Here is a 23907-nt window from a genome sequence, read left to right as displayed (position 1 = left end):
GTATGAGTTCTAGAAAGACGAAGCGTGAAGGTAATCAATTCAACGAAAGAGAGTGAGCCCTATGAAAGTAGTCGAGCTCCATGAATTGAAGTTAGTCGGAATAAGAGTGGTATGTTCAGGTGACCAGTATGTCAATGAGATCCCCAAGGCTTCTGTTAAACTTAAAGAAAGATTGCATGAGATTCATGACGTTGTAACACCGGCAAGACTTGTCGGTGCATTCTTCGTTGAGGAAGTATCAGAAGAAGAAGATGGTTATTGGGTATGTGTTGAGGTAAATGAAATCAAAAAGGTTCCTGAAGAGATGGTTTCTTTAGTCATTCCAAAACAAAAATATGCAGTCCAACGACATCAGGGGCCTAATTATGAAATTAGAGATACATATGAAAAGCTCCATCACTGGATACGAGAAAATAACCATGAACGATTGCTGAGATCCTGGCATCTGGAGATTTCGGATGAATGGGGACAAGGGAAAGTGGATGATATTGAAGCAGACTTGTATGACACCATTAAATAGATTTGAAGTTTGAGAAAGACGGTGTTTCATTCCAACGGAATAAATTGCGCCATCTGGCACTTGCTGTTATAATTTTGCGTATGATATGTGATTGGGGGTTATACTGATGGCAATACCGAATTGCTCATTAGCTAGGAAGTCCTCATGCAAAGCCTGATCTGGGGCGATACTTTGCGTGGGGTGCGATAGATGAATTCGATCGCCCAACCTTAACTTTATCGTTTCTAATAACAGGCTTTGCACCTTCATTTTTAATAAAAATAAGGGGCTGAAAGCTATGAGTACACCATTTATTAGAAACCACCAGTTTAATGTGATTAAAAAACAATCGGAGTTCCTTCTGAAAACATTGCGCACGGTCGCGGATCGAAAGGTTTTGGAAACGGTTAGATATCGTGCCGTAACGAACGCTATGGAAGCATTTCCGTCTTTGACAGAGGATCAGAAGCGGATGCTGAGCGAAATATCAACCATCGAGAGGGCCGAGGATTTCCAGAAATATCTTAACGCATTAGAACCCTATCTGGAGCCTTATCCGACGATTACGCTGAAACAGATTCAGAAGCTATTTCCTAAAAATAAGAAACTGAAAGTTCCGGATCTGCAATCGATCGATTTTCGATATGTAACGTATTTAGGCTGGGTGGACATTGCCACTAACAAGTTATTTATCGTATATCCGTTCGAAGGAAGATTCATCGGGATCGAGGGGAGAATCACCCCAACCAACAAGAAAGGGTACTGTCTGTTCTGCAACCGGCATCAAGAGCTTGCCTTGTTCTCGGTCAAGACCAAGCCAGCCGTCGCTTCACCAGATAATCTTTCTTTCATTGGCCAATACGTATGTTTGGATAGCCAAGCATGTAATCACAGTATTACCGATACAGGGGCACTTGAGAAGTTCCTTCTCTCCGCCAGCAAGTAAACACAGTAACTAGAATAGGCTGCCTTTAGGGGCAGCCTATTTTGTACTATGTTCCCGTTTGAAGGACATAAAATGCCAAGAAAGGACGTTCAACATATGAACCATGTAAGATTAGTTAAGCCTCAGCTAGAGCTTGAAGAAGAATATTTATCATTTTATCAAGAATGGAAAGAATCCGGTGAGAATATGATCCCCTGGGTCATAAGCAAGGATCCAAGTGATTTTCAGGGAATGTTGAAGGAACTCTCTAATCAAGAGAAGGGTATTGGTGTAAAGGAAGGCTGGGTCTCCGATTCAACCTTTTGGTTGGTCGATCATCATCATAGAGTATTAGGTGCGGCTAATATTAGACATCAATTAACCGAACATTTATATAATGCTGGCGGGCATATTGGCTATGGAATCCGCCCGTTGGAAAGATTGAAAGGCTATGCGACTAAACTATTGGAATTGTCCTTGATTGAAGCTAAGAAACTGGGGATAAACGATGTATTAGTTGTCTGTGATGCCGGTAATGTGGGATCGGAAAGAACTATTATCAAGAACGGTGGGAGGCCGGATACAGATTACATAGAGGAAGATGGAAACGTAATTAAAAGATATTGGATTAAGATTACGTGATATTAGAGATCAAGATCAGTTTCTACAAGAAGACAGGATATACTATCGGGGCTCAGTTTTTTCATTTTTTAAGGCTGAGCCCCGCCATGTATCTAACGCTTTTACTCTAGGGAAGAAAACACGATATAGTGAAGGGCTCAAGATTGTCCGTATCTTATATCGTGATCTTTTTTGGGAGCCTTAGTCAAGAATACGATGCAAGTGACCAAAATAACAGCTAGTGCGATCCACTGCGAAGTAGCGAGGGCACCGAACTGTCCTCGGATGATATCGCCTCTGAAAAATTCGATAATAAATCTCCCTGAACTATAAAAAATGAGATATAGACCTGCTATTAGGCCGTTAGGCCTTTTTCTTCTTGCAATGTAGATTAATATAAAAAAAATGGAAAAGCTGAGTAAGCTCTCTAATATTTGTGTAGGAATGAGTTTGACATCATTCGGGGCAAGCTCGGATTCGTGAAACGTAATTCCAAACCAACCATCCGTTTCTTCACCATAACAGCAGCCGGCGAGAAGGCAGCCAATTCTTCCAAAGCCTTGCGCTAATGCAAGGGAGGGTACAAAAAGGTCAAGGTATTTTAGAAAGTTTATCTTTTTCTTCTTACTATAGACATAACCAACCCCAATTCCCCCGATAATTCCACCGTATACCACAAATCCTTCCGAAAAATTCAGAACCAATGAAGGATCATGGATGATATTATTTATTTGGGTTATCCAAAACAAAAGCTTAGCTCCGATCAATCCGCCTAATAAGCTCCAGAAAGTTAGAGAGGAAACATGAGAAAGTTCCAGTTGCCTAGATGCGGTTCTATTAACAACGATCTTGTAAGCGGTAAGGATTCCGATTGCGATCATCAATCCATATCCATAAATGGTCACAGGTCCGATACGAATGAGTTCATTGTGCATATGTTCATACCCCCCTCATAGATTCCCGGATAAAATATTCTGTTTATGCTCGGTGTGATCAAACTACATGATGTAGTATAATAATTCAAAAAAAGGGATTACGAATCCCCGGTCAACATAAAGAGTAGCAAAATGGAGCAGGATCTCAGAAAAGGCTTCAGCAGGGCTAGCGGAACATTCACCCCTCTGTCAGGCTCAAGAACCTGCATGACCCGGTATTGCAATGTCGTATCCGTAAAATGAACGGCAGCCTCATAACGCCGAAGCTTACCAAGTTGGGCTAATTTTAATAAGACACTGCCTAAATACAGCTCCGTGCCCATCTTTCGGATGGCGAATCGGTCAGCAAACAGCTCTTGCCACGTCTGATAGTACCGAAGAATCGGTTTAACGATTGGTAAATAACCAAAGGCGTCTGCCAGCAGGGTCGAAAAGAACGATTTTAAACCATCATGATTGCGACAGTGATATCGTTCATGCAGTAAAATTGCCTTTACTTCCTTGTCATTAAACATCTCTAAAACCGTAGTGGACACGACAATTTTCGGTCGCAGAAGACTAATTGTCAGAGCCACAAAGGCATTGTCCTGTACAACGATGATTTCCGTTCCCCAGCCGCGGTACTTGTAATTCAGGCGCTTGGATAATTTATCGTGCCTGTTGGCACGGAAGTGCTTTAACCATTTATGCGATAAAACCAATTGCCGGGTACTTCGCCAAATGAGCTGAACAATTGTATATACAATGACAATGTCGATTAAGGCGTAATTCAGAACGGGACCTTGAAATATTCCGCTTCGGACCTGGTAGGTAATGAATATTCCCATATGTACGATAACAACAGAAACGAATACGATCATCAGTGCATAGGTACATCTTAGCCGTGTGGTGGGATTCATTGCTTTTTCCCGTGTCTGATATCGTTTAATTTACGCTCCAGCTTTGCGATCACCTCGGGATCGACATCATCCAGCGCATCGATCATATGGTTCACGACCAAGCTCCCATACTCTTGAATGAGTCCCTGCGACACTTCCTTTGTCTGTTCGGTGAGAAATTGCTCCCTTGACTGCAGCGGACTGAACTTGGCTGCCCGTGTCCGGCCGGTTCCCGTCATCGTCTTTGTCAGCAGGCCTTTATCCAGAAGACGATTCATGACGGTCATCACCGTATTGATCGAGATCGGACTCTCCTGATTCAGGATCGACTGGACTTCCTTGATACTAAGCGCTTCCGAAGACCAGAGAATATCCATAATTCGAGACTCCAGTGGTCCAAAAAATCGATTCAGGCCTTCACCATCGATATTCATTTTTTTAATCTTCATTCCTATTCCACCTCATACTACATATCGTAGTATGGTTGTGGATAAAAGTCAACTTCCTTCAGCCAGTGCCTAGCCTGGGGGACCATGGAGTGTCCCGGTACATGCGAAGCGTCAGTGGCAAAAGGTTTTTTGCCGTGCAGTCGAGAATGAAGAATATAGCAATTGAATTATAAATCAAGAATAAACGGATTATTCGGGAGGAAGATAGCGTGAGCGAAAGATTTGAGTTAAAACACGTAGGAATAGAAGATCCTTCAGAGGAAACCGGCATGTCTGGGTTTGGGTATCTTGCGTTGTTCGAATGTGAAGTTGAATATCGTTTTAGCACGGAAGACATGAGTGTGGAAGAAGCGGAAATTTACATACAAGATCTGTTGAATCAGCTGCCGGATGAAAACATAAACGAAATATGCAAGAAAGCATGCGCGTGGAAAAATCTCAAAATGTCTAGCGATACGGCTGATTATTCTCCCGGCTTAGAGGGAGTGTATGGAGAGGATATTTTGAAGTTTATGTCCGTAGGGGAAGTTGACCTTTATCGAAATCCTTATGATCGAAACGATAATACATTCGGAGCAATCTTGGGTGGAGGTACAGCGTGGGACTCCGAAAATGGTATGGAAATTCTGATACGGGGCAGTAAGGTTCTTGAGGTGCGCGAGTATTTAGGCTACGGCGCATATGCTATTTGGAGCGAAACCGACGAAATTGAGTGAGAAAGCGATATGAATCGGCCAATCAGTGATGTTTAAATCGTCCTGTACATCCTGTACTATCCAACGCAAAAAATGAATAAGGAAAGGAGCATAACTAATTGCTAGAGCTCTCAAGACAAGCTGTTTTCATTGACAGGGACGGAACACTTGGAGGAACCGATCGGGTTGTTTTGCCCAGTGAATTTGAGCTATTTCCACAAGTACAGGATTCGATTCGTTCACTCAGAGCCGCAGGCATGCTTGTTTGTTCATTTACGAATCAACCTGGAATTGCTCGTGGCGAAGTAACACAGGACGAATTCGAATCGGAATTATTAGCCTTTGGTTTTGATAAGATCTATCTTTGTGCTCATGAGCATGGAGCGGGTTGTCCGTGTAGAAAGCCATCCGCAGGGATGCTGATGAGAGCCGCGGAAGAAAATAATTTGGACTTAGGGGAGTGCTTTGTCATAGGGGATAGATGGACGGATATGGTTGCTGCCAAAGAAGCCGGTTGTAAGAAAGTGCTAGTGAAGACGGGAGCTGGCCTCAAAGAACTGGAAAAATATAATAACAACGAGTATTTCGGCAAATGGAAAGAAGCGTATCCTGATTTTATCGCGACAGACTTTAATGAAGCCGTTACATGGATATTAGGAAGAGGCTATAAAGGGAGGGTTCTCCATGGATTTGAGTGAAAGAAAACAGTGGAATGAAAATCACAAAAAGCTAACCCAGATAATTCTGGATCCGGCTAAGCATCAAAGTGCGGTTGACCTATTCTTACAGCAGCATCGCTTGTTACATTCATCAAGCATGAGCTACTCACCCATTGCGACCCTTGAGGATGAGTTAGTTAAAGATCTACAAGAGGAAACATCCCGCCAATATCCAGTTAAGGCTCCTGATACAAAAAACTCAATAATATGGCATATGTGGCATATCACGCGTATTGAAGACATGACGATGAGCGTGCTCGTAAATAACGATGTCCAAGTATTGCATTCAGGTCAATGGAACAAGAAACTCCACATTGATGATGTTCATTCTGGAAATGAAATGACGGAAGCAGAAATCGCTAATTTGAGTGCGGCTCTTGATATTGGTTCTTTATTAGCTTATCGAAGTGAAGTTGGGCGAAACACTCGTGAAGTCATATCCCGTTTATTGCCAGGCGACTTTAAGCAAAAAGTTGAAGCGGCAAGAATTCATGAACTTAAAGTACAGCATGCGGTTAAGGAAGAAGCATCGTGGTTGCTTGAATACTGGGGAAACAAAACGATTGCGGGATTAGTGCTCATGCCGGCGACAAGGCATATTTTTCTGCACTTGAATAAATCGATACGACTGAAACAAAGAATTCAAAAGTCCAAATAGTGAGGCTGGGATGCTATTTATTTTAACAAGGGAGGTTGTGCTAGGATGTTGTACGATTTGCCAGGCGAAGAGAATATGTCAACGATCGTGGGAATGTTATATAGCGCTGTCAGAGAGAACAGCCAACGGCTAAAGTCCATATCAGAGGGCATGGCCCAAGAGGAAATAGACTTCAAGGGACCTTGTGACAATTTCAATAGTGCCGCTCAGTTAATAAAACATATCATGTACGTCGACCTGAACTGGGTATATAGGATTAAAGGTGAGGCGCTTCCCCAGTCATTCATAGATGAATACGGCCCAATGATCGATGAACATAACAGGCTGCCGATGGTCAAAGGAATGTCTCTGGACACGCTTATATCTAAATATGAAGTTGTACTCAGTATGTTGAAGGATGTATGTACGCAGTTAACGGATGCCGATCTGGATCGCATCGTTACATTCGGACACGAGAATGAAAAGCAAGCCACCATCCGGTGGGGTTTATGGCATATGGCCGACCATAACCGTTATCATCAAGCCCATATTAATCAGCTTAGAAAGTGGTACTCTGAGCAGAAGAAGACATGGATCATGAATAAATGAATGGGAAAACCATTTCCTTGTTTGTCTTTCTGAGACAATTCACCGTATCTACGCTGCAGCGTTCGTCCCTTGGTCTGCCCGAGGCATTTTATTTTATTTGAGTTTCATTCGGTCAATCATTTTTTTAAGGTTTATATCGCCAAACGCGTCGTTTGTGCTATAATGATGTCGAATGGGCAACTATTCGCGTCATGTACAATAGAAAAAGTTATAGGTAATGGAAGTTTGGTGCAAATCCAACACGGTCCCGCCACTGTGATAGACCGAATGATCGGTCTTAAGTCAGGTCTTTTGCCTAATAACTTTGGAGAGACCAGTCATTTCGAGGCGAAAATGGCTGGTTTACAAGTCTAGTGACGTTTCTCGCCTCGCTAGGCTTTTTTTAATTGCAGCAGAGGCTGCCGACGATGTTGTCGGCCACAGCCGGGTGTTCGCCGCCGAATATATACAATGAGGTATAGCTCGCAAACGGGGAGATTCTTCAAGGACGAAGAAGCACGTGCACTATGGGGTGCATATCCCTTTTTTTTATTGATAGAGGTTGTTCCAAAAGTCCGCTTTTGATGACCGACCTTTTTAAACAGGCACTTATAAATTCGTGCCGTTAATGTGTCTGATCTAAGGACAAGTTCCGGAAGCGGTTGACGAAGATCGGAATGACGGTGTACAGTATATATGCAAAACTAAATGATAAGAAGCTGCACAATGGCGTGCATACATGATAACAAGCAAAGAGGCTTTTGAAGGGGATTTCCCTTTGAATGGCCTCTTTTTTTGTTGCAATTACTTCTTGGAGGTGCTTTACATGGATAAACTTTCGATTAAAGCCGACCTCTATATGGGGCAAGGCGCGATGGATCGTCTAACAGAGTGGCAAAACAAACGTATGTTCATCGTCACGGATCCATTTATGGTGAAGTCGGGCATGATTAACATGGTGTTTGATCGCCTGCACAGCAGTAACGAGCAATATGTTTTCAGCAATATCGTGCCTGATCCGCCGATTGAAGTCGTCACGGAAGGTGTCGAGGCGCTCTGTGCGTTCAACACCGATCTAATCATTGCCATTGGCGGCGGTTCTGCCATTGATGCCGCTAAAGCGATGAAGCTGTTTACGAAAAAGCTGCTTGACCAGCGAGATATCCCGTTCATTGCAATCCCGACGACAAGCGGGACGGGTTCTGAAGTTACGTCATTCTCCGTTATCAGCGACAAAGAAAAAAACATCAAATATCCGCTTGTATCCGATGACATGCTGCCGCAAGAAGCGATTCTCGATCCTGAGCTCGTCAAAAGCGTGCCGGACTTCATTACGGCCGATACCGGACTGGATGTTTTGACGCATGCCATTGAAGCGTATGTATCCACCAAATCCAATGATATCTCCGATGCGCTGGCGGAGAAGGCGATGAAGCTGGTCTTTGCTTATTTGCCGCGAGCTTATAAGGACGGAAATGATCTTGAGGCGCGTGAAAAAATGCATAATGCATCCTGCATCGCGGGTATGGCGTTTAATATTGCGTCTCTGGGATTGAATCATGGGATCGCGCATGTGGCGGGAGCCAAATTCAAAATTGCCCACGGACGCATGAATGCGATTCTTCTTCCGCATGTCATCGAATTTAATGCCGATTACAAGCCGGGTTACGGCAAGGAAGAAAGCAATAGAGCGGCGGTTCGGTATGCCGAAATTTCCAAAAGCTTGGGGTTATCCGCACCAAATGCCAAGAGCGGCGTCCGTAGTCTCGTACAGGCAATCAAACAGCTGCAGAAGCAATTGAATATGCCGCAAACGCTGCGCGAATGCGGTGTGGATCAATCGCTGTTTGGAGAGATGAGAGAGTCGATCGCCGAAGGCGCGCTGAAAGACGGATGCACGGCAACAAATCCACGCGTTCCTACGGCAGAGGACGTGCTTCAAATTTTGAACAAAATGTTTCAATTCTAAGATCGAGTCGAAATTTGACGGATTTCGTATTGACATCGCTTGCAATATTCAAATATAGTGAAAGTAACACAATGGCGTGTTGCATACAAATCAAAGCAAAGTGGCTTCTTAAAAATTCCGCATGGACTTTTAAGGGGCTTTTATTGTTTTTTTTGCAGGTTTTCTTATCAAAAGTGGACTTTTTGAACAACCTCTTTTAGTGTTTTCGATACGAGAGTGAGATGAGGAGTATGGAACAAGGAGCCGAGAAACAACGTGTGATTCAGGAGTATGTGCCTGGCAAACAGGTCACGCTCGCTCACATTATCGCGAACCCGAACCCGGACATTTACAAGAAGCTGGGACTCGGAAACGAAGCGCATCAGTCCATCGGCGTTATGACGATCACGCCAAGCGAAGCCTCCATCATTGCAGCGGATATCGCTACAAAGGCGGCTGGCGTACAAATCGGCTTTGTCGACCGTTTCAGCGGTTCACTCGTCATTACGGGCGATGTATCATCAGTAGAATCTGCGATCAGCGCAGTGCTGCATGGATTACAGAATATATTGGGCTTCTCGGCAAATACGAACATTACGAGAACGTAGGAGAAGCTTATGATGAAGAAAATTATTTTTGCCGGAAGTACTGGATCGGGCAAAACCACGCTGTGCCAATGGCTGCACGGTGAGGAGATTGCCTATAAGAAAACGCAAGCCGTCGAAAATTTCGATCAGGCGATCGATACGCCGGGCGAATGCATCGAGAACCGGTATTTATACAAAATGTTGTTAGTATCCAGTGTAGATGCCGATGTCATTGGGCTGGTTCAGGATTGCACGAAAGAAGACAGCTATTTCCCGCCGGCTTTTGCAACGGTATTCGCCAAGCCGGTTATCGGAGTGGTAACAAAGGTGGAACTGGCCAAGTCGCAAGAAGAAATCGCGCAGGCCAGAGCGCATTTAATGGCGGCCGGCGTGGAGCGGATTTTTGAAGTCTCGACGATCGAGAACGTGGGAGTGGATGCTCTTCGGGATTATTTGAGGGCGTAAACGACTTGGATTCTAGTTCAAATGCAAGCGGGGCTTATCGATAGACAAGCGACAAGCAAATAACGACAGACAATGAGGTGCATGACGCATGAATGGAAAAATTGTAATAGTCGATGACGAACCTATTACAAGAATGGATATTCGTGAGATGCTAGAAGAGGCTAACTACAATGTAGTAGGCGAGGCTTCCGATGGCTTTGAAGCTATCGAATTATGCAAGAAGCATCTGCCTGACCTCGTCATCATGGATGTTCAAATGCCCATTTTGGATGGGCTCAAGGCGAGTAAAAGAATTCTTTCAGAACAGCTGGCGGGCGGGATCATCCTTTTGACCGCCTACAGCGACAAACAGACGATTGAAAAAGCATCTTCTGTCGGTGCGCTTGGTTACTTGGTAAAGCCGCTTGATGAAAAGTCGTTCATTCCTATGGTGGAAGTCACGATAGCCAGAGGCAAGGAATTCCGAAAGCTGGAACAAGATCTCTCAAAGCTGACGCAGAAGATGGAAGAACGCAAAGCGGTCGAGAAAGCGAAAGGCATATTGATGAGAGAAAATGGCTACACGGAAGAGGAAGCCTATCAAATCTTGCGAAAACTCAGCATGGATCGGCGATGTCCTCTGATTGAAATTGCTAGTACCATCGTCATTTCCTATGATTGATTTCAAAGAACGGATTAGGCAGCTTTGCAGCCTTCACACCGGATTGTCGGAAGAGGATATAGCCCGGATCTGCGAAATAGCGGAGTCTTTTCAAATGACCGAGGTAGAGGATGATGTGTTCATCGACGTATTGTCGAGCGTGGCAAGCGAAGCCATCGTGGTCTATCATCGTCGTCCATGTGAAGGCAAATCGGTGTATTATTTTCCGGTTACGGGGGAGAAGGCGCTGCGCGAGAATGAACCTGGCGTCCTGCGGACGCTTGAAACAGGCATTATGTCGCAGGGGCTCGTCGCCAGGACGCAGGAGAATCATCTGGTTCGGCAAACGGTATATCCTATTAAAAATCAAAGCGGCGTCATTGCCGTTCTGATCTATGAAAAAGATGTCCGCGACAATATACAAGCCCACTTCAACAGGCAGAGAGCGTCATGCGAGGATGGGGAGATGTCCTCGATGCTGGGGGCTATGCTGCAGTTCAAGGATTCGATTATCAATCAATTGGAAGACGCCGTTCTGGTGTTCGATAAATATGGGTTTTTGAAGCTGAAAAATGAACAGGCGGACGTATATTACAGACAGCTTGGTTATTTGGAAGATATCCAAGGATTGCATTATGATAATTTGTCGCTTGATCAGACGATGTTCTCCGAGGTCATGAGCCAGCATTCATCCTCGCTATGTTGTCCGCTTACGGTGGAAGTGAAAGCCGCCGGACGTTACTATCAGGTGAAACGCTTGTTCATTGAGGAAAAGGATTTATGCGTAGGCGTTATTCTGCATGATATAACCGAGATTAGAAACAAGGAAGCTGAGATCGTTTCTAAATCGGTTGCCATCCGCGAAATTCATCACCGGGTAAAAAACAATTTGCAGATGGTAGCGTCTCTGCTGCGCATTCAGGGGCGGCAGTGCAAAAGCCCTGAGGCCAAGAAATGCCTTGATGACAGTGTCAGTCGCGTGCTCGCGATCGCCGCAACCCATGAATTGCTGTCGACGGAGATCGAAGCCGAAGTGGATCTCATGGATGTTATACGATTGATTGCATCCAATATCGAACGCTGTTTTGTTGATTGCCGCGCCGTCAAGGTGGAGATTGCTTCAGAGCAAAACATTTGCTTGGACAGTGATCGGACCGTAACTGTCGCGCTGATTGTAAGCGAACTGCTACATAACAGTTATGAACATGCGTTCGGCGATTGTTCGGAGGGAAGAATTTCCGTCAAGACAAAAGTAGAAGGCGGGCTGGTGACGGTCATCGTGGCAGATGACGGAGCCGGGTTCGTTGTCGGGGAAACTTCGCATAAAAGCTTGGGGCTGACGATTGTCCACAGCTATGTTAAAGACAAGCTGAAAGGTAAGCTTTCGATCGTATCCGGCGATACGGGCACAACAGTGACTTTTACGTTCAAAAAATAATATCATCGGACTACAAGGGCGTAGTCTTCGAAGCAATGAGGCTTAAAGTAAACCTTCCGGTATATCTGGAAGGTTATCACTTTAAGCCTTTTTGTAGTCCGAATGATCAGAAATCAAGCCAGGGGGTGAACAAAGTGGAAGAACAATTGCTCAGCGTTGGCATCGATATGGGGACTTCTACGACCCAACTGGTGCTGTCTAAGCTCCATATTCAAAACATGGCTTCTTCGTTTTCGGTGCCCCGCTTGGTTATTACAGACAAAGAAGTGGTCTATCGAAGCGACATTTGTTTTACACCCGTGTTGGAAGATAACCGGATCGATATGTTGAAGATTCAGTCCTTCGTGCAGGAGCAATACGAGAAGGCAGGCATCCGCAAGGATGAGATCCAGACAGGAGCGGTCATCATCACGGGTGAGACGGCACGCAAAGAGAATGCGAATGAAGTCGTGCTCTCGCTAAGCGGCTTTGCCGGTGATTTCGTAGTCGCAACCGCAGGGCCGGATCTGGAGAGCATTATTGCCGCCAAAGGCGCGGGTGCACATTCGTATTCCAAAGAGCATTCCACCTGCATCGCCAACATCGACATTGGCGGCGGTACAAGCAATTTGGCATTATTCGCCGATGGCGAACTGTTGGATACGGGCTGCCTCGATATTGGGGGGCGCCTGATCAAGGTTGATCAAAGTTCGCATGAAATCACGTATATCGCGCCTAAAATCAAGCAGCTTGCCGAGCGAAGGGGATTCCGTCTTGCTATAGGCCAGCGGGTCACTCCAGATGATCTTCAGCCGATTATCGGGGAAATGGTCAAGCTGCTCGAAGAAAGCGTCGGCCTCAGGCCACCGGGAGACTTCTATAACACCATCGTCACCAACAAAGGGTTGAAGCTGGACCTTGCGATTCCGTGTATTTCCTTCTCAGGAGGGGTTGCAGATTACATTTATCATGAATCCACAGGAGACGTATTCGAGTTCGGAGACATCGGTATATTGCTTGGAAGAGCAATCGCCTCTTCTCCGCTAACGCAGCAGCTGACCGTTGCCCGTTCAGCCGAGACCATCCGGGCTACCGTTGTCGGAGCAGGATCCCATACGACGGAGATCAGTGGGAGCACGATTACCTATACGGATGAAAGCTTTCCAATCAAGAATATTCCGATTCTGAAGCTTGCAACAGACGACGAGTCGGGAAGTAGCGAACAGTTGGCCAAGGCCATCAACGATAAGCTGAATTGGTTCAAGCTGAATAATGATTTGCAGCGGGTGGCCATTGCGCTTGAGGGAAAGAAGAACGCGAGCTTTCAGGAGGTTCAGAAATATGCCCAAGGTTTGCACAAAGGAATGTCTGAACTGCTGGAACTGCAGTATCCGCTCATCGTGATTGTTCATCACGATCTGGCGAAGGTGCTGGGACAAACCCTGTACGCGCTGCTGGATTATAAGAAAGATGTCATTTGCATCGACAGCGTACAGGTAGACAATGGCGACTATATCGACATTGGCAAGCCGATTGCGGATGGCAAGGTGCTGCCCGTTGTCATTAAAACCCTTGTTTTTCATTAGAAGTTGCACATTTACGATGCGAGTTGCATTTGGAAGGAGGAGCTTTTGTGATTTTAAAAACGAAATTGTTTGGCCGAGTCTATCAATTCAAAACACTCATGGAAGTCATGGCAAAAGCCAATGAGGAAAAGTCGGGGGATACGCTGGCCGGATTGGGAGCCGCTTCGGCAGAAGAACGCGTAGCCGCCAAGGTAGTTCTTTCCCAGATCAAATTGTCGGAACTGCGCAATAATCCGGCGGTTCCTTACGAAGAGGACGAAGTAACACGTATCATTCAGGATGCCGTGAATGAGCGCATTTACAGTGAAATTCAAAACTGGACCGTAGAAGAACTGCGGGAGTGGATTTTGAACGAGAACACAACGGAAGGCGACATCAAACGCATCTCCCGGGGATTGACAGCGGAAATGATTGCTGCGGTTGCGAAAATCATGACGAACCTTGACCTGATTTACGGGGCCAAAAAAATCCGGGTTACGGCGCATGCCAACACGACGATCGGACGTCCGGGCACGCTGTCGGCACGGCTGCAGCCGAATCACCCGACAGATGACCCCGACGGTATCATGGCTTCCCTGATGGAAGGCCTGACTTTCGGGATCGGGGATGCGGTGCTTGGTCTTAATCCGGTCGACGACTCCGTAGAAAGCGTGACGCGTGTCCTGAAACGGTTTGAGGAATTCCGGCAGAAGTGGGAAATTCCTACGCAAACCTGCGTGCTCGCTCACGTTACGACCCAGATGGAAGCTGTTAAGCGAGGCGCGCCGACAGGACTTATTTTTCAATCAATCGCAGGTTCGCAGAAAGGGAATGAGGCGTTTGGCTTCAATGCGGCCACGATTGAGGAAGCGCAGCAGCTTGTGCTGAATCAAGGCCAGGTGGTTGGGCCAAATGTAATGTATTTCGAGACGGGGCAAGGCTCCGAACTGTCTTCCGAAGCTCATCATGGCATCGACCAGGTGACGATGGAAGCACGCTGTTACGGTTTCGCGAAGCGGTATAACCCGTTCCTTGTCAATACGGTTGTCGGATTCATCGGACCCGAGTATTTGTACGACGCGAAGCAGGTTATCCGTGCCGGCCTGGAAGATCACTTCATGGGCAAGCTGACAGGCGTTTCGATGGGCTGCGACGCTTGCTATACGAACCATATGAAGGCGGATCAGAACGACTTGGAAAACCTTTCGGTTCTCCTGTCTACAGCAGGCTGCAATTTCTTCATGGGTATCCCTCATGGCGACGATGTCATGCTCAACTACCAGACGACCGGATATCATGAAACGGCAACGCTGCGTGAATTGCTCGGTTTGCGTCCAATTCGGGAGTTCGAGCAGTGGATGGAGAAAATGGGCTTTATCGAAAACGGCAAACTGACCAAAAAAGCCGGGGATGCGTCAGTATTTCTCAAGTAAGGAAAGGAGGAAGCTCACATGAACGAAAAAGATCTGAAATCAATGATTGAATCGATTTTGAACGAGATGGTAGGAAACAAGGCAGAGCAAGAAGTTGCTAAGCCTGTTGAAACTGTGACAGTTGCAGCACCGATTGCGCATAGCGCGGAGCCGAACGAAGGTGGACTCGTACATAAAACTGTACCTGAGGAAGTACAAGAGGACGACGGTGAATGCTTGGATGATATCACGGAAATTAACCTTCGCAAGCTGCTGCTCGTGCCTGATCCGGCGGATCGCGAAGGATACATGAGAATGAAAGCAAAAACGCCGGCCCGTCTTGGCGTTTGGCGCGCAGGTCCGCGGTACAAGACGTTTACATCGCTGCGTTTCCGTGCTGACCATGCCGCTGCTCAAGACGCCGTGTTCTCCTATGTATCCGAAGATTTCGTCAAGGAGATGCACCTTGTGCCTATCGCCACCAAGTGTCAGGACAAGGATGAATATATTACGCGTCCGGACTTGGGACGTCAATTCTCGGATGAGACCATCGAGTACATCAAGCAGCACACGACCAAGCAGGCCAAAGTGCAAATCATGGTTGGAGACGGCTTAAGTTCGGCAGCGATCGAAGCCAATTTGCGGGATATCATTCCATCCATTACGCAAGGTCTTAAGATGTATGGCATCGATGCAGGCAATATCCTGTTCGTCAAGCATTGCCGTGTTCCTTCCATGGACGTCATTGGCGATGTAACGGAAGCAGATGTGGTTTGCCTGCTGGTCGGCGAACGTCCGGGGCTTGTAACGGCAGAATCCATGAGTGCCTACATTGCTTATAAACCTACGGTGGGCATGCCTGAAGCAAGACGTACCGTTATTTCCAACATACATTCCGGCGGTACCCCTGCCGTAGAAGCAGGGGCGCATATTGCCGAATTGATCAAGACCATGATTGATCGCAAAGCATCAGGTATTGATTTAAAACTATAGGAAAGGCTGGAGGCACGTATGAGAAACGAACCGATTCATGCACAAGTGCTCGGGATGAAGCTCATTTCCAACGTAAGCCTGGATATGGCAAACAAGCTGGAGCTGAAGCCGCACCATAAAAGTTTGGGTATCATTACTGCTGACATTGATGACGTAACTTACGCAGCACTGGATGAAGCAACGAAAGCAGCCGCTGTGGATGTTGTGTATGCAAGAAGCATGTATGCCGGATCGGCTAATGCTTCAACGAAGCTGGCAGGTGAAGTCATTGGGATTCTGGCTGGGCCAAATCCCGAGGAAGTACGCAGCGGCATGAACGCTGTCGTTGATTTCATCGAAAGTGGCGCTCATTTCGTTAGCGCCAATGAGGATGACAGCATCACCTATTTCGCCCACTGCGTATCCCGAACAGGCTCCTATTTATCCGAGACTGCGGGGATCCAAGAAGGTGAGGCGCTCGCTTATTTGATCGCTCCGCCGCTGGAAGCGATGTATGCGATCGATGCAGCACTGAAAGCAGCCGATGTTACGATTGCAACCTTCTTTGGCCCACCGTCCGAGACCAACTTCGCTGGCGCACTGCTGACAGGAAGTCAATCGGCCTGCAAGGCAGCATGCGACGCTTTCGCAGACGCTGTCCAATTCGTTGCGGATAACCCAACGAGTTATTAAGGTAGCGGACCATGAGATATAGCGCGTTAGGGCTAGTTGAAGTCAGAGGGTATCTAGGTGCAGTCGCCGCAGCGGATGCCGCATTAAAGGCGGCAAGCGTTACCTGTATCGGCATGGAGATCATCGGTGGTGGACTGGTGACCCTCAAACTGGATGGAGATGTCGGAGCGGTGCAGGCTGCTGTTGAGGCGGGAGCGGAGATGGCGAAGCAATTAGATGTGCTGCTGACCCGCCATGTGATTGCTAGAATGCATGAAGAAACGGCAGTTTTGGTGGAAGAACAGGATGATTCTGACGAAAGTCCGCTTCAGGCAGTCGCAACCATGGATGAACAGGCGCAGGAACAAACGACAGAAGCAGCTGAAGACGGTGCTGAACAAATCGTTGTACCCAACGACGGTGCTGATGAGGCCGTACACCATGCCATCAAAGAAACCGCAGCTTCTAAAGATTTGTCGGAAGTAGGGGAAAGTTCAGAAGACCTCAAAGCGGCAGATACGGCTTGGCCGCAGGCATTAAAGACAAATGTAGCGAATGCTGCTGGGTCCCAGCCGGAGCGGAAACCTTCACTGATGAAGAACATGCAAACTCAGGCGGAGGAGAAATCCACACCCGAGGTCAAGGAAACAGAAGAAACAAAAGCCGGAGTAAAACTTGTCCCTGAGCAGAAGGATGCCGTTGATAAGGCAGCAATTCCGGACAAGAAGCAGGCCGATGCGCCAAAGAGCAAGCACAATGACGGTAAACTCCGTGAGCAGCCGAAGCACAAATCGGCAGCCAAATCCGGCAATAAGTCAAAAAAGGCAAGCTCATAGGAGAAACATCTATCGATGAAAATGCAAAGAAGACCGACCGCTTTTACTAAAGAAAACAAATACACATCTATCGATGTAAAAACGCAGTAGAGAGAAGGAATATTGATGGAAACATTGGATAAAGACCTGAGATCCATTCAAGAAGTCCGTGATCTGATCAACAAAGCCAAGGAAGCGCAAGTTAAGCTCGCCGCCATGACGCAAGAGCAAATCGACGCGATCGTCAAAGCGGTTGCCGATGCCGGATACAACCATCGCGAGAAGCTGGCGAAGATGGCCAATGAGGAAACTGGCTTCGGCCGCTGGCAGGACAAGGTCATCAAGAATGCTTTTGCTTCGCAGCAAGTCTACGAGTCCATCAAGGACATGAACACCGTTGGCATCTTGAAAGATGACAAAGAGAATAAGTTGATGGAGGTAGCTGTCCCAGTTGGTGTCATTGCCGGTCTAATTCCATCCACCAACCCGACTTCGACGGTTATCTACAAAACGCTCATTGCGCTTAAAGCAGGAAACAGTGTCGTGTTTTCCCCGCATCCGAATGCGCTTAAGAGTATTCTGGAAACGGTGAAGGTCATTAACGAGGCAGCTGTGCAAGCAGGTTGCCCGGAGGGTGCCATTGGCGTCATGACGGTTCCGACAATTCAAGGAACAGATCAATTGATGAAGCATAACGATGTCGCCTTGATTCTAGCAACAGGCGGAACGGCGATGGTCAAAGCCGCTTATTCATCCGGTACGCCGGCAATCGGCGTTGGTCCAGGCAACGGCCCTGCTTTTATCGAGAAGAGCGCGAATATTCCGCTTGCAGTCAAACGCATCATGGACTCCAAAACTTTCGATAACGGCACGATTTGCGCTTCGGAGCAATCCGTCGTCGTCGAAGCATGCAGCAAGGAAGCGGTTGTGGCTGAATTCAAAAAGCAAGGAGCTTATTTCCTTTCCGCAGAGGAAGCCGATCAGCTTGGCAAATTCATTATGCGGGCCAATGGCACCATGAACCCGCAAATCGTTGGACGCAGCGTAGATCATATCGCAAAACTGGCGAATCTGAATATTCCTGCAGAAGCGCGCGTGCTGATCGCCGAAGAAACCCGCGTGGGACGCAATGTTCCATATTCACGAGAGAAATTGGCTCCAATTCTGGCTTTCTACACAGAGGATAGCTGGGAAGCTGCATGCGAACGCTGCATCGAAATTCTGAATGGAGAAGGCGCAGGCCATACGATGTGCATTCACTCCGAAAATGAAGAGATTGTACGCCAGTTCGCTTTGAAAAAACCGGTATCCCGTTTGTTAGTCAATACGCCGGGTACGCTTGGCGGCATCGGCGCAACGACAGCACTTGCACCAGCGCTTACGCTTGGTTGCGGTGCGGTTGGCGGAAGCTCCACATCCGACAACATCAGTCCTTTTAATCTGCTTAACATTCGCAGAATCGCTTATGGACTAATAGAAATGGAAGATTTGGCAGACCGAAAGGAAGAATCGCAGCCGAAAGCCGCATGCAGCCTTCCGGAAGACAAAGAACAACTTATCGACATGATTGTGGCACGTATTCTTGAAAAAATGTAAGTTTTCGTAGATTTCATCGGCAAGACGAGCAACCCATTATAGGTAACCCTAAAATTCATTATAAATACAAATTATTAGGAGGAATTTTATCATGGCAAACGCAAACGCATTGGGAATGGTAGAAACTAAAGGTTTGGTAGGAGCAATCGAGGCAGCAGACGCAATGGTGAAAGCAGCAAATGTTACGCTGATCGGCAAAGAGCAAATCGGTGCAGGTCTCGTAACGGTTATGGTTCGCGGTGATGTTGGTGCTGTTAAGGCAGCTACCGACGCAGGCGCAGCAGCAGCAGAACGCGTTGGCGAATTGCTTTCGGTACACGTGATTCCAAGACCTCATGCTGAAGTGGACGCAATCCTGCCTAAAACCACAAAAGCAGAATAAAACTACTCTGACAAGCCGGACGAGGAAGACAGCAGAATGCGGGCACTTCGCCCGCATTCCACTTCTGACTATGGCGATTTATCCTGGCTTGTAACAGTTCGGACGATCGCGTAAGGAAATATGAACACGCATTCGCCTTAGAAGGATGTGAAAACATGGCTGTGATTACGGAAAGCGAGCTGCGCAAGTATTTTCGAAATCGGAATTTGAAGGATGTTGCCGTTTATGAGACGGCTGCGGGAACGATACTGACGCCATCAGCCAAAAGCTTTTTGACCGATCATCAGATTGAACTGCGGTATGTGACAGCTTCTGAGACGGATAAGGATACGGTAAAGGAACCGGTACCGGCACCAGCGCAAGAATCGACGCTGCAAAACGAAGTTAAGCTTCAAGTGACGACCAACCTGGATGTTGAACCAGCAACCGGCGGGAAAAAGCGATTTCGGACGCTGTACGGCGGATTTTTGGAAACGAAGCCTGAGCATATGACCCATTTGTATGGAAATATGCTCGTTTTTAAGGATCATCCACGGATATTATTCCGCGGCAAGCTGGACTCATTGGAAACAAAAATATTGGAAGCGCAAATCAGCTGCTTCAAGCTGAATATGACCAAGCTGGTCAACGATTTGGAAGAGATTTTGCAATTCGTTAGGCGGATCGTACGGTGCGAAGTGCTTAGCGAAAGCATTGAAGAATTCCATTTGCTTGGGCTGAACCCCAAGGAACTCAGGGAGCAATCCCATTTTCCCAAGAAATACTTTGGACTGGAACATTTTCAACCCAGCTATGATATGGGCGAAGCGGTTGTTGTTATAAATGCGTTACGCACATTGACGAGGGAGACGGAACTGCTGGCTTATCAAGCCTTCAAGAAGGAACATGGAGATGTAGAGCGTGAAGATATCATTCGATCACTGAACAGGCTGTCTTCCTTGTTCTGGATTATCATGTTCCGCATCCGTGTTGGAGAGTACAACTGATGAGGTGACTAAGGTGGATAACCAACTGGTAGAGAGCATCATTAATGAAGTGGTTAAGCGGGTGCAGGATGAAACCTGTTTCGAAATCGAAGCATCCGGCAAACATGTGCATTTGAATCGGGAAACGATCGATGTCTTGTTCGGCAAGGGATATCAGCTGACGAAAGCCAAGGATCTTTCCCAGCCGGGGCAATATGCTTGCAAAGAACGCGTGACGCTGATCGGGCCCAAGGGCTCTTTGCATAATGTCGTCGTGCTTGGTCCGGAACGCAAAGAATCGCAAGTAGAGGTATCGCTCACAGATTCGGTTGTGCTCGGAATATCCGCTCCGGTAAAAGAAAGCGGTAAGTTGGAAGGAACCCCGGGAATCGTCATCGCTTCGGGCAGCAATATGATTCGGCTCAATCGAGGATTAATCGCAGCACAACGTCATATTCACGTGAAAGCGGAGGATGCGGAGAAATACAACGTAAAAAACGGCGAAATCGTACAGGTAAAAGTGTATGGCAAACGTCCGCTTATTTTTGACGATGTGCTGGTTCGAGTGAGCCCGAACTTTGAGACCTACATGCATATTGACTACGACGAAGCAAATGCATGCGGCTTTACGAAAGGTACGAAGGGGAAAATTTTGAAGTAGGGCATCCAGGTTTAGGAGCGTGAAAAAATGAACATAGAAGCTCTGGATCGGGCAGCGATTATCGAAACCGTAACGGCTGAGGTGATGAAACGGCTGGAACTGGCACAGACGGAGAAGCCGGATGTATGGAAAAAGCAAGCGGTTCTACTGACTGTGGAACCGCTGCCGGAACTGGAAAATAAGCTGAAGCCATATTATGAGGTGCGTTATTACGATGAGGCGCTCAGAGATTGTGATGTGCTGATTATTCCTACAATATGTATTCAGCTGTTATCCCACCTTGCGAACGGCATAAGCGCAGGCCCGCGTGAACGGTTCGTGCTCACGATGCTGCTGAAGGGACGAAAGGTGATTGCGTTCGAGGAAGGATTGCTTTACCGCAAATACAAGTCAACGGCCCCAGTATTGTTGTACAAAATGTACGATGAATTTACAGACAAGCTGAGCGATTACGGAATCCGGATGGTCAAAGAAACGGAAATGCTTGCGGCTTGTATGGAGGAAGGGCGGCTTAAGGATATGACTCAGGTTGAGCCTCATACCGAATCCGTTTATGCACCGCATGATGCGGAAGTATTGAGCCGCAAAGTCATTACCGAAGCGGAAGTGAAAAAGCACCGTCTGCAGAACCGGACAGAGATCGTGATAGACCGGCATAGTATCATTACGCCGCTTGCTCAGGATTACTTACGCATGCAGCAGATGCAGATACGTAGAAGATAACGGGCGAGGTGAACTTATGATCATGGGACAAGTTATGGGAAGCCTGTGGGCTACCCGCAAGGATAATAAGCTGAACGGGATGGCCTTCCTCGTGGTCAAACCGTTATCATATGCCAAAGAACCCGTCACACGTGAATATTTTGTCGCTGCGGATAATGCCGGGGCGGGCATAGGGGATACGGTATTGGTAACGACCGGAAGTGCGGCCCGAACATCGTTTGCCAATGGAGACGTACCCGTTGATGCGGTCATCGTAGGGATCGTCGATTCGATCGAGGTGACACATGATTAGTGCAATAGGCGTTGTTGAGATGCGCAGCATTAGTAAAGGTTACGAAACAGCGGACCAAATGCTGAAGACTTCGCCTGTTGAAGTGCATCATATGAAGCCGATCTGTCCGGGCAAATTTCTGATCGTCATGAGCGGGGATACCGCAGACGTACAGGCAGCGATGGAGACAGCCAAGGTCGAAGCCGGCGACTTCCGGATCAGCGACTTTGAACTGCATGGCGTACATCCCGATATCATCGATGGATTGAAACGCCGTCCTTCCTCCCTGCCTGTGAATGCGCTTGGCATTGTGGAGACGGCTACGGTGTCTCCCGGCATTTTTGCATTAAATGAAGCTTTGAAGCAATGCGACATTCATGTGAAAAAAATGAATCTTGGCATGGCGATTGGGGGCAAATTTCTCGCCGTGTTCACAGGAAGTGTCAGCGATGTGGAGCAGGGGATGAAGGTGTTTGTATCCTCCATGGATCCAAAGCGGATCATTCATCATGCGGTGCTTCGTTCCCCGTCCGAAGAAATTATACAACACTTCCGGTAGGGAGTTTTCAGGGCACGATGGTCAATGAAAACCATTTGCTTTGGATCATATAGCGATAGAATGGGGGAGCATGTACGTGGAGATTAATGAAATTATCATATACGGCATGGTTATTTTCATGATTCTCGGTGCCATCGATAAGTGCATTGGGTACAAGTTCGGATTGGGACATCAATTCGATGAAGGGATTATGGCCATGGGTTCGCTTACGCTCGCCATGGTGGGGATCATCTGCCTGTCACCGGTCCTGGCCAAAGTGCTAAGTCCGGTCGTCGTTCCGATATACAGCGCATTGGGAGCAGACCCCGCCATGTTTGCGACTACATTGCTGGCGAACGACATGGGCGGCTTCTCGCTGGCACAGGAACTCGCGCAGAGTCCGGAAGCGGGATTATTCGCAGGAACGATTCTGGGGGCTATGCTTGGCCCTACGATTGTATTCATCATTCCGGTTGCACTTGGCATTATTAAAAAAGAAGACCAGAAATTTTTGGCTACCGGCGTGCTGGCCGGTATCGTAACTATACCGCTCGGTTGCTTGATTGGCGGATTGGTTGCCGGTTACTCGATCACAATGATTTTGTCCAACCTGGTTCCAATTATTTTGTTTGCTGTACTTATCGTGCTAGGATTGTGGAAATTTCCGCAGGGTATGATCAAAGGGTTCACGGTTTTTGGACAATTCATCGTTGTCGTTGCGACTTTGGGACTCGCAGCTGGCATCACGCAGCAGTTGACGGGGATTACCATCATTCCAGGGCTTGCTCCGGTTGAAGACGGAATCAAGATCGTTGGCGATATTGCTATTGTACTCGCCGGCGCTTTTGCGATGGTATTTGTAATTACGAAAGTATTTAATAAACCGCTTATGAAGCTGGGCAAGTTGCTCGGCATGAATGAGATTGCGGCAGCCGGGCTGGTTGCGACGCTTGCTAACGTCATACCCATGTTTGGCATGATGAAAGACATGGATGCGCGGGGCAAGGTCATCAACGTCGCATTTGCCGTGTCAGCCGCATTTGTATTCGGCGATCATCTTGGTTTTACGGCCGGGGTCGCGAAGGAAATGATTTTCCCAATGATTGTCGGGAAGCTTGTCGGCGGAATTACGGCGGTTATTGTAGCCCTGTTTTTGGCTAAGAAGATGGCTCCGGAACCGAAGGAAGAACTTCAGGAGTCATAATAGCGGTTTTTTTCAGAATATTATTTTTACGTATGCAGGTTTCTATCTAATCCTCTCGTTTGAGCCCATCTTGAAAAAGGTGGGTTTTTTATGATATCAGACTCTCATTCCGCATTGTGTTCCCGGGC

At 47.2% G+C, this 23907-nt stretch carries 28 protein-coding genes and 1 riboswitch; of the genes, 25 read left to right on the top strand and 3 right to left on the bottom strand.

Going from position 1 to position 23907, the window contains the following annotated elements:
• Window positions 1-61: 61 nt before the first annotated feature.
• From MKY48_RS23590 to MKY48_RS23580, 3 genes are all read left to right on the top strand, one after another.
• Window positions 62-520: a GyrI-like domain-containing protein gene (locus MKY48_RS23590; RefSeq protein WP_339266700.1), complete on the top strand. Its 459-nt coding sequence runs from the start codon at window positions 62-64 to the stop codon at window positions 518-520.
• Window positions 521-797: 277 nt separating this feature from the next.
• A complete protein-coding gene (locus MKY48_RS23585; protein ID WP_339266698.1) occupies window positions 798-1445 on the top strand; it encodes a FusB/FusC family EF-G-binding protein in 648 nt (215 codons plus the stop codon).
• 96 nt (window positions 1446-1541) lie between these two features.
• Window positions 1542-2066 (top strand): GNAT family N-acetyltransferase, encoded by a 525-nt coding sequence (locus MKY48_RS23580; RefSeq protein WP_339266696.1) that lies wholly within the window; start codon window positions 1542-1544, stop codon window positions 2064-2066.
• Between the two features lie 137 nt (window positions 2067-2203).
• On the opposite strand, the gene MKY48_RS23575 is transcribed toward MKY48_RS23580, so the two are convergent.
• The 3 genes from MKY48_RS23575 to MKY48_RS23565 form a co-directional block, all read right to left on the bottom strand.
• Complete coding sequence (locus MKY48_RS23575) at window positions 2204-2980, bottom strand: prolipoprotein diacylglyceryl transferase (RefSeq protein WP_339291182.1); 777 nt, start codon at window positions 2978-2980, stop codon at window positions 2204-2206.
• Between the two features lie 98 nt (window positions 2981-3078).
• Window positions 3079-3879 (bottom strand): M56 family metallopeptidase, encoded by an 801-nt coding sequence (locus MKY48_RS23570; RefSeq protein ID WP_339266693.1) that lies wholly within the window; start codon window positions 3877-3879, stop codon window positions 3079-3081.
• Window positions 3876-4307: a BlaI/MecI/CopY family transcriptional regulator gene (locus tag MKY48_RS23565; RefSeq protein ID WP_076325813.1), complete on the bottom strand. Its 432-nt coding sequence runs from the start codon at window positions 4305-4307 to the stop codon at window positions 3876-3878. The genes MKY48_RS23570 and MKY48_RS23565 overlap by 4 nt, the downstream gene beginning before the upstream one ends.
• Before the next feature lie 209 nt (window positions 4308-4516).
• On the opposite strand from MKY48_RS23565, the gene MKY48_RS23560 reads away from it, so the two are divergent.
• The 22 genes from MKY48_RS23560 (at window position 4517) to eutH (ending at window position 23779) form a co-directional block, all read left to right on the top strand.
• Entirely contained in the window at window positions 4517-5023 is a 507-nt protein-coding gene (locus MKY48_RS23560) for a hypothetical protein (protein WP_339291179.1), read from the top strand.
• Window positions 5024-5121: 98 nt separating this feature from the next.
• The gene (locus MKY48_RS23555) at window positions 5122-5700 is read left to right on the top strand and encodes an HAD-IIIA family hydrolase (protein WP_339291177.1); all 579 of its coding nucleotides are present in this window, start codon (window positions 5122-5124) and stop codon (window positions 5698-5700) included.
• A complete protein-coding gene (locus MKY48_RS23550; RefSeq protein WP_339291175.1) occupies window positions 5687-6379 on the top strand; it encodes a DinB family protein in 693 nt (230 codons plus the stop codon). Before MKY48_RS23555 ends, MKY48_RS23550 begins: the two co-directional genes overlap by 14 nt.
• A 45-nt stretch (window positions 6380-6424) precedes the next feature.
• Entirely contained in the window at window positions 6425-6967 is a 543-nt protein-coding gene (locus MKY48_RS23545) for a DinB family protein (RefSeq protein WP_339266685.1), read from the top strand.
• Between the two features lie 193 nt (window positions 6968-7160).
• Window positions 7161-7314, top strand: a riboswitch (adenosylcobalamin (AdoCbl) riboswitch).
• Window positions 7315-7772: 458 nt separating this feature from the next.
• Window positions 7773-8915, top strand: a complete 1143-nt coding sequence (locus MKY48_RS23540; RefSeq protein WP_339291174.1) for a 1-propanol dehydrogenase PduQ — start codon at window positions 7773-7775, stop codon at window positions 8913-8915.
• A gap of 230 nt (window positions 8916-9145) precedes the next feature.
• Window positions 9146-9502: a BMC domain-containing protein gene (locus MKY48_RS23535; RefSeq protein WP_076325819.1), complete on the top strand. Its 357-nt coding sequence runs from the start codon at window positions 9146-9148 to the stop codon at window positions 9500-9502.
• Between the two features lie 12 nt (window positions 9503-9514).
• Window positions 9515-9946, top strand: coding sequence for a EutP/PduV family microcompartment system protein (locus MKY48_RS23530; RefSeq protein WP_076325820.1), 432 nt, complete (start codon window positions 9515-9517; stop codon window positions 9944-9946).
• Window positions 9947-10034: 88 nt separating this feature from the next.
• A complete protein-coding gene (locus MKY48_RS23525) occupies window positions 10035-10607 on the top strand; it encodes an ANTAR domain-containing response regulator (RefSeq protein ID WP_076325821.1) in 573 nt (190 codons plus the stop codon).
• A complete protein-coding gene (locus tag MKY48_RS23520) occupies window positions 10600-12024 on the top strand; it encodes a sensor histidine kinase (protein ID WP_339293548.1) in 1425 nt (474 codons plus the stop codon). The genes MKY48_RS23525 and MKY48_RS23520 overlap by 8 nt, the downstream gene beginning before the upstream one ends.
• A 134-nt stretch (window positions 12025-12158) precedes the next feature.
• Complete coding sequence (gene eutA / locus MKY48_RS23515; RefSeq protein WP_215155597.1) at window positions 12159-13589, top strand: ethanolamine ammonia-lyase reactivating factor EutA; 1431 nt, start codon at window positions 12159-12161, stop codon at window positions 13587-13589.
• A 47-nt stretch (window positions 13590-13636) separates the two neighbouring features.
• Complete coding sequence (locus tag MKY48_RS23510) at window positions 13637-15001, top strand: ethanolamine ammonia-lyase subunit EutB (protein WP_339291171.1); 1365 nt, start codon at window positions 13637-13639, stop codon at window positions 14999-15001.
• Window positions 15002-15019: 18 nt separating this feature from the next.
• Window positions 15020-15973, top strand: a complete 954-nt coding sequence (gene eutC, locus MKY48_RS23505) for an ethanolamine ammonia-lyase subunit EutC (protein ID WP_339291169.1) — start codon at window positions 15020-15022, stop codon at window positions 15971-15973.
• A gap of 18 nt (window positions 15974-15991) precedes the next feature.
• Window positions 15992-16645 (top strand): ethanolamine utilization microcompartment protein EutL, encoded by a 654-nt coding sequence (eutL, locus tag MKY48_RS23500; RefSeq protein WP_339291167.1) that lies wholly within the window; start codon window positions 15992-15994, stop codon window positions 16643-16645.
• A gap of 11 nt (window positions 16646-16656) precedes the next feature.
• The gene (locus tag MKY48_RS23495; protein WP_339291165.1) at window positions 16657-17460 is read left to right on the top strand and encodes a BMC domain-containing protein; all 804 of its coding nucleotides are present in this window, start codon (window positions 16657-16659) and stop codon (window positions 17458-17460) included.
• A gap of 105 nt (window positions 17461-17565) precedes the next feature.
• On the top strand, window positions 17566-19035 hold the full coding sequence (locus MKY48_RS23490; RefSeq protein ID WP_339291163.1) for an acetaldehyde dehydrogenase (acetylating): 1470 nt from the start codon (window positions 17566-17568) through the stop codon (window positions 19033-19035).
• A 91-nt stretch (window positions 19036-19126) separates the two neighbouring features.
• Window positions 19127-19417 (top strand): BMC domain-containing protein, encoded by a 291-nt coding sequence (locus MKY48_RS23485; protein ID WP_076325828.1) that lies wholly within the window; start codon window positions 19127-19129, stop codon window positions 19415-19417.
• A 155-nt stretch (window positions 19418-19572) separates the two neighbouring features.
• Window positions 19573-20403: a cobalamin adenosyltransferase gene (locus tag MKY48_RS23480; RefSeq protein ID WP_339291161.1), complete on the top strand. Its 831-nt coding sequence runs from the start codon at window positions 19573-19575 to the stop codon at window positions 20401-20403.
• Between the two features lie 13 nt (window positions 20404-20416).
• Window positions 20417-21043: an ethanolamine utilization phosphate acetyltransferase EutD gene (gene eutD, locus MKY48_RS23475; RefSeq protein ID WP_339291159.1), complete on the top strand. Its 627-nt coding sequence runs from the start codon at window positions 20417-20419 to the stop codon at window positions 21041-21043.
• Window positions 21044-21070: 27 nt separating this feature from the next.
• A complete protein-coding gene (locus tag MKY48_RS23470) occupies window positions 21071-21766 on the top strand; it encodes an ethanolamine utilization protein (protein WP_339291158.1) in 696 nt (231 codons plus the stop codon).
• Window positions 21767-21782: 16 nt separating this feature from the next.
• Window positions 21783-22058: a EutN/CcmL family microcompartment protein gene (locus MKY48_RS23465; protein WP_076325832.1), complete on the top strand. Its 276-nt coding sequence runs from the start codon at window positions 21783-21785 to the stop codon at window positions 22056-22058.
• Window positions 22051-22596 (top strand): BMC domain-containing protein, encoded by a 546-nt coding sequence (locus MKY48_RS23460; RefSeq protein ID WP_215155574.1) that lies wholly within the window; start codon window positions 22051-22053, stop codon window positions 22594-22596. Before MKY48_RS23465 ends, MKY48_RS23460 begins: the two co-directional genes overlap by 8 nt.
• A gap of 76 nt (window positions 22597-22672) precedes the next feature.
• Entirely contained in the window at window positions 22673-23779 is a 1107-nt protein-coding gene (eutH, locus tag MKY48_RS23455) for an ethanolamine utilization protein EutH (protein WP_339291155.1), read from the top strand.
• The last annotated feature ends 128 nt before the right edge of the window (window positions 23780-23907 follow it).

The sequence above is a fragment of the Paenibacillus sp. FSL W8-0187 genome (genome assembly GCF_037969755.1).
Classification (GTDB): Bacteria; Bacillota; Bacilli; order Paenibacillales; family Paenibacillaceae; genus Paenibacillus_AQ.
Note: the sequence above shows the minus strand (reverse complement) of the source record. Positions and strands in the feature narration are given on the sequence as shown.

What these genes read in the sequence shown, in the direction of transcription:
- MKY48_RS23495 (WP_339291165.1), top strand. Translation starts at nt 16,657, where the DNA reads ATGAGATATAGCGCGTTAGGGCTAGTTGAAGTCAGAGGGTATCTAGGT.
- MKY48_RS23585 (WP_339266698.1), top strand. Translation starts at nt 798, where the DNA reads ATGAGTACACCATTTATTAGAAACCACCAGTTTAATGTGATTAAAAAA.
- MKY48_RS23570 (WP_339266693.1), bottom strand. Translation starts at nt 3,879, where the DNA reads ATGAATCCCACCACACGGCTAAGATGTACCTATGCACTGATGATCGTA.
- MKY48_RS23545 (WP_339266685.1), top strand. Translation starts at nt 6,425, where the DNA reads ATGTTGTACGATTTGCCAGGCGAAGAGAATATGTCAACGATCGTGGGA.
- MKY48_RS23465 (WP_076325832.1), top strand. Translation starts at nt 21,783, where the DNA reads ATGATCATGGGACAAGTTATGGGAAGCCTGTGGGCTACCCGCAAGGAT.
- MKY48_RS23590 (WP_339266700.1), top strand. Translation starts at nt 62, where the DNA reads ATGAAAGTAGTCGAGCTCCATGAATTGAAGTTAGTCGGAATAAGAGTG.
- MKY48_RS23550 (WP_339291175.1), top strand. Translation starts at nt 5,687, where the DNA reads ATGGATTTGAGTGAAAGAAAACAGTGGAATGAAAATCACAAAAAGCTA.
- MKY48_RS23485 (WP_076325828.1), top strand. Translation starts at nt 19,127, where the DNA reads ATGGCAAACGCAAACGCATTGGGAATGGTAGAAACTAAAGGTTTGGTA.
- MKY48_RS23490 (WP_339291163.1), top strand. Translation starts at nt 17,566, where the DNA reads ATGGAAACATTGGATAAAGACCTGAGATCCATTCAAGAAGTCCGTGAT.
- MKY48_RS23530 (WP_076325820.1), top strand. Translation starts at nt 9,515, where the DNA reads ATGAAGAAAATTATTTTTGCCGGAAGTACTGGATCGGGCAAAACCACG.
- eutC (WP_339291169.1), top strand. Translation starts at nt 15,020, where the DNA reads ATGAACGAAAAAGATCTGAAATCAATGATTGAATCGATTTTGAACGAG.
- MKY48_RS23575 (WP_339291182.1), bottom strand. Translation starts at nt 2,980, where the DNA reads ATGCACAATGAACTCATTCGTATCGGACCTGTGACCATTTATGGATAT.
- MKY48_RS23460 (WP_215155574.1), top strand. Translation starts at nt 22,051, where the DNA reads ATGATTAGTGCAATAGGCGTTGTTGAGATGCGCAGCATTAGTAAAGGT.
- MKY48_RS23565 (WP_076325813.1), bottom strand. Translation starts at nt 4,307, where the DNA reads ATGAAGATTAAAAAAATGAATATCGATGGTGAAGGCCTGAATCGATTT.
- MKY48_RS23540 (WP_339291174.1), top strand. Translation starts at nt 7,773, where the DNA reads ATGGATAAACTTTCGATTAAAGCCGACCTCTATATGGGGCAAGGCGCG.
- MKY48_RS23535 (WP_076325819.1), top strand. Translation starts at nt 9,146, where the DNA reads ATGGAACAAGGAGCCGAGAAACAACGTGTGATTCAGGAGTATGTGCCT.
- MKY48_RS23520 (WP_339293548.1), top strand. Translation starts at nt 10,600, where the DNA reads ATGATTGATTTCAAAGAACGGATTAGGCAGCTTTGCAGCCTTCACACC.
- MKY48_RS23480 (WP_339291161.1), top strand. Translation starts at nt 19,573, where the DNA reads ATGGCTGTGATTACGGAAAGCGAGCTGCGCAAGTATTTTCGAAATCGG.
- MKY48_RS23470 (WP_339291158.1), top strand. Translation starts at nt 21,071, where the DNA reads ATGAACATAGAAGCTCTGGATCGGGCAGCGATTATCGAAACCGTAACG.
- eutL (WP_339291167.1), top strand. Translation starts at nt 15,992, where the DNA reads ATGAGAAACGAACCGATTCATGCACAAGTGCTCGGGATGAAGCTCATT.
- MKY48_RS23580 (WP_339266696.1), top strand. Translation starts at nt 1,542, where the DNA reads ATGAACCATGTAAGATTAGTTAAGCCTCAGCTAGAGCTTGAAGAAGAA.
- MKY48_RS23525 (WP_076325821.1), top strand. Translation starts at nt 10,035, where the DNA reads ATGAATGGAAAAATTGTAATAGTCGATGACGAACCTATTACAAGAATG.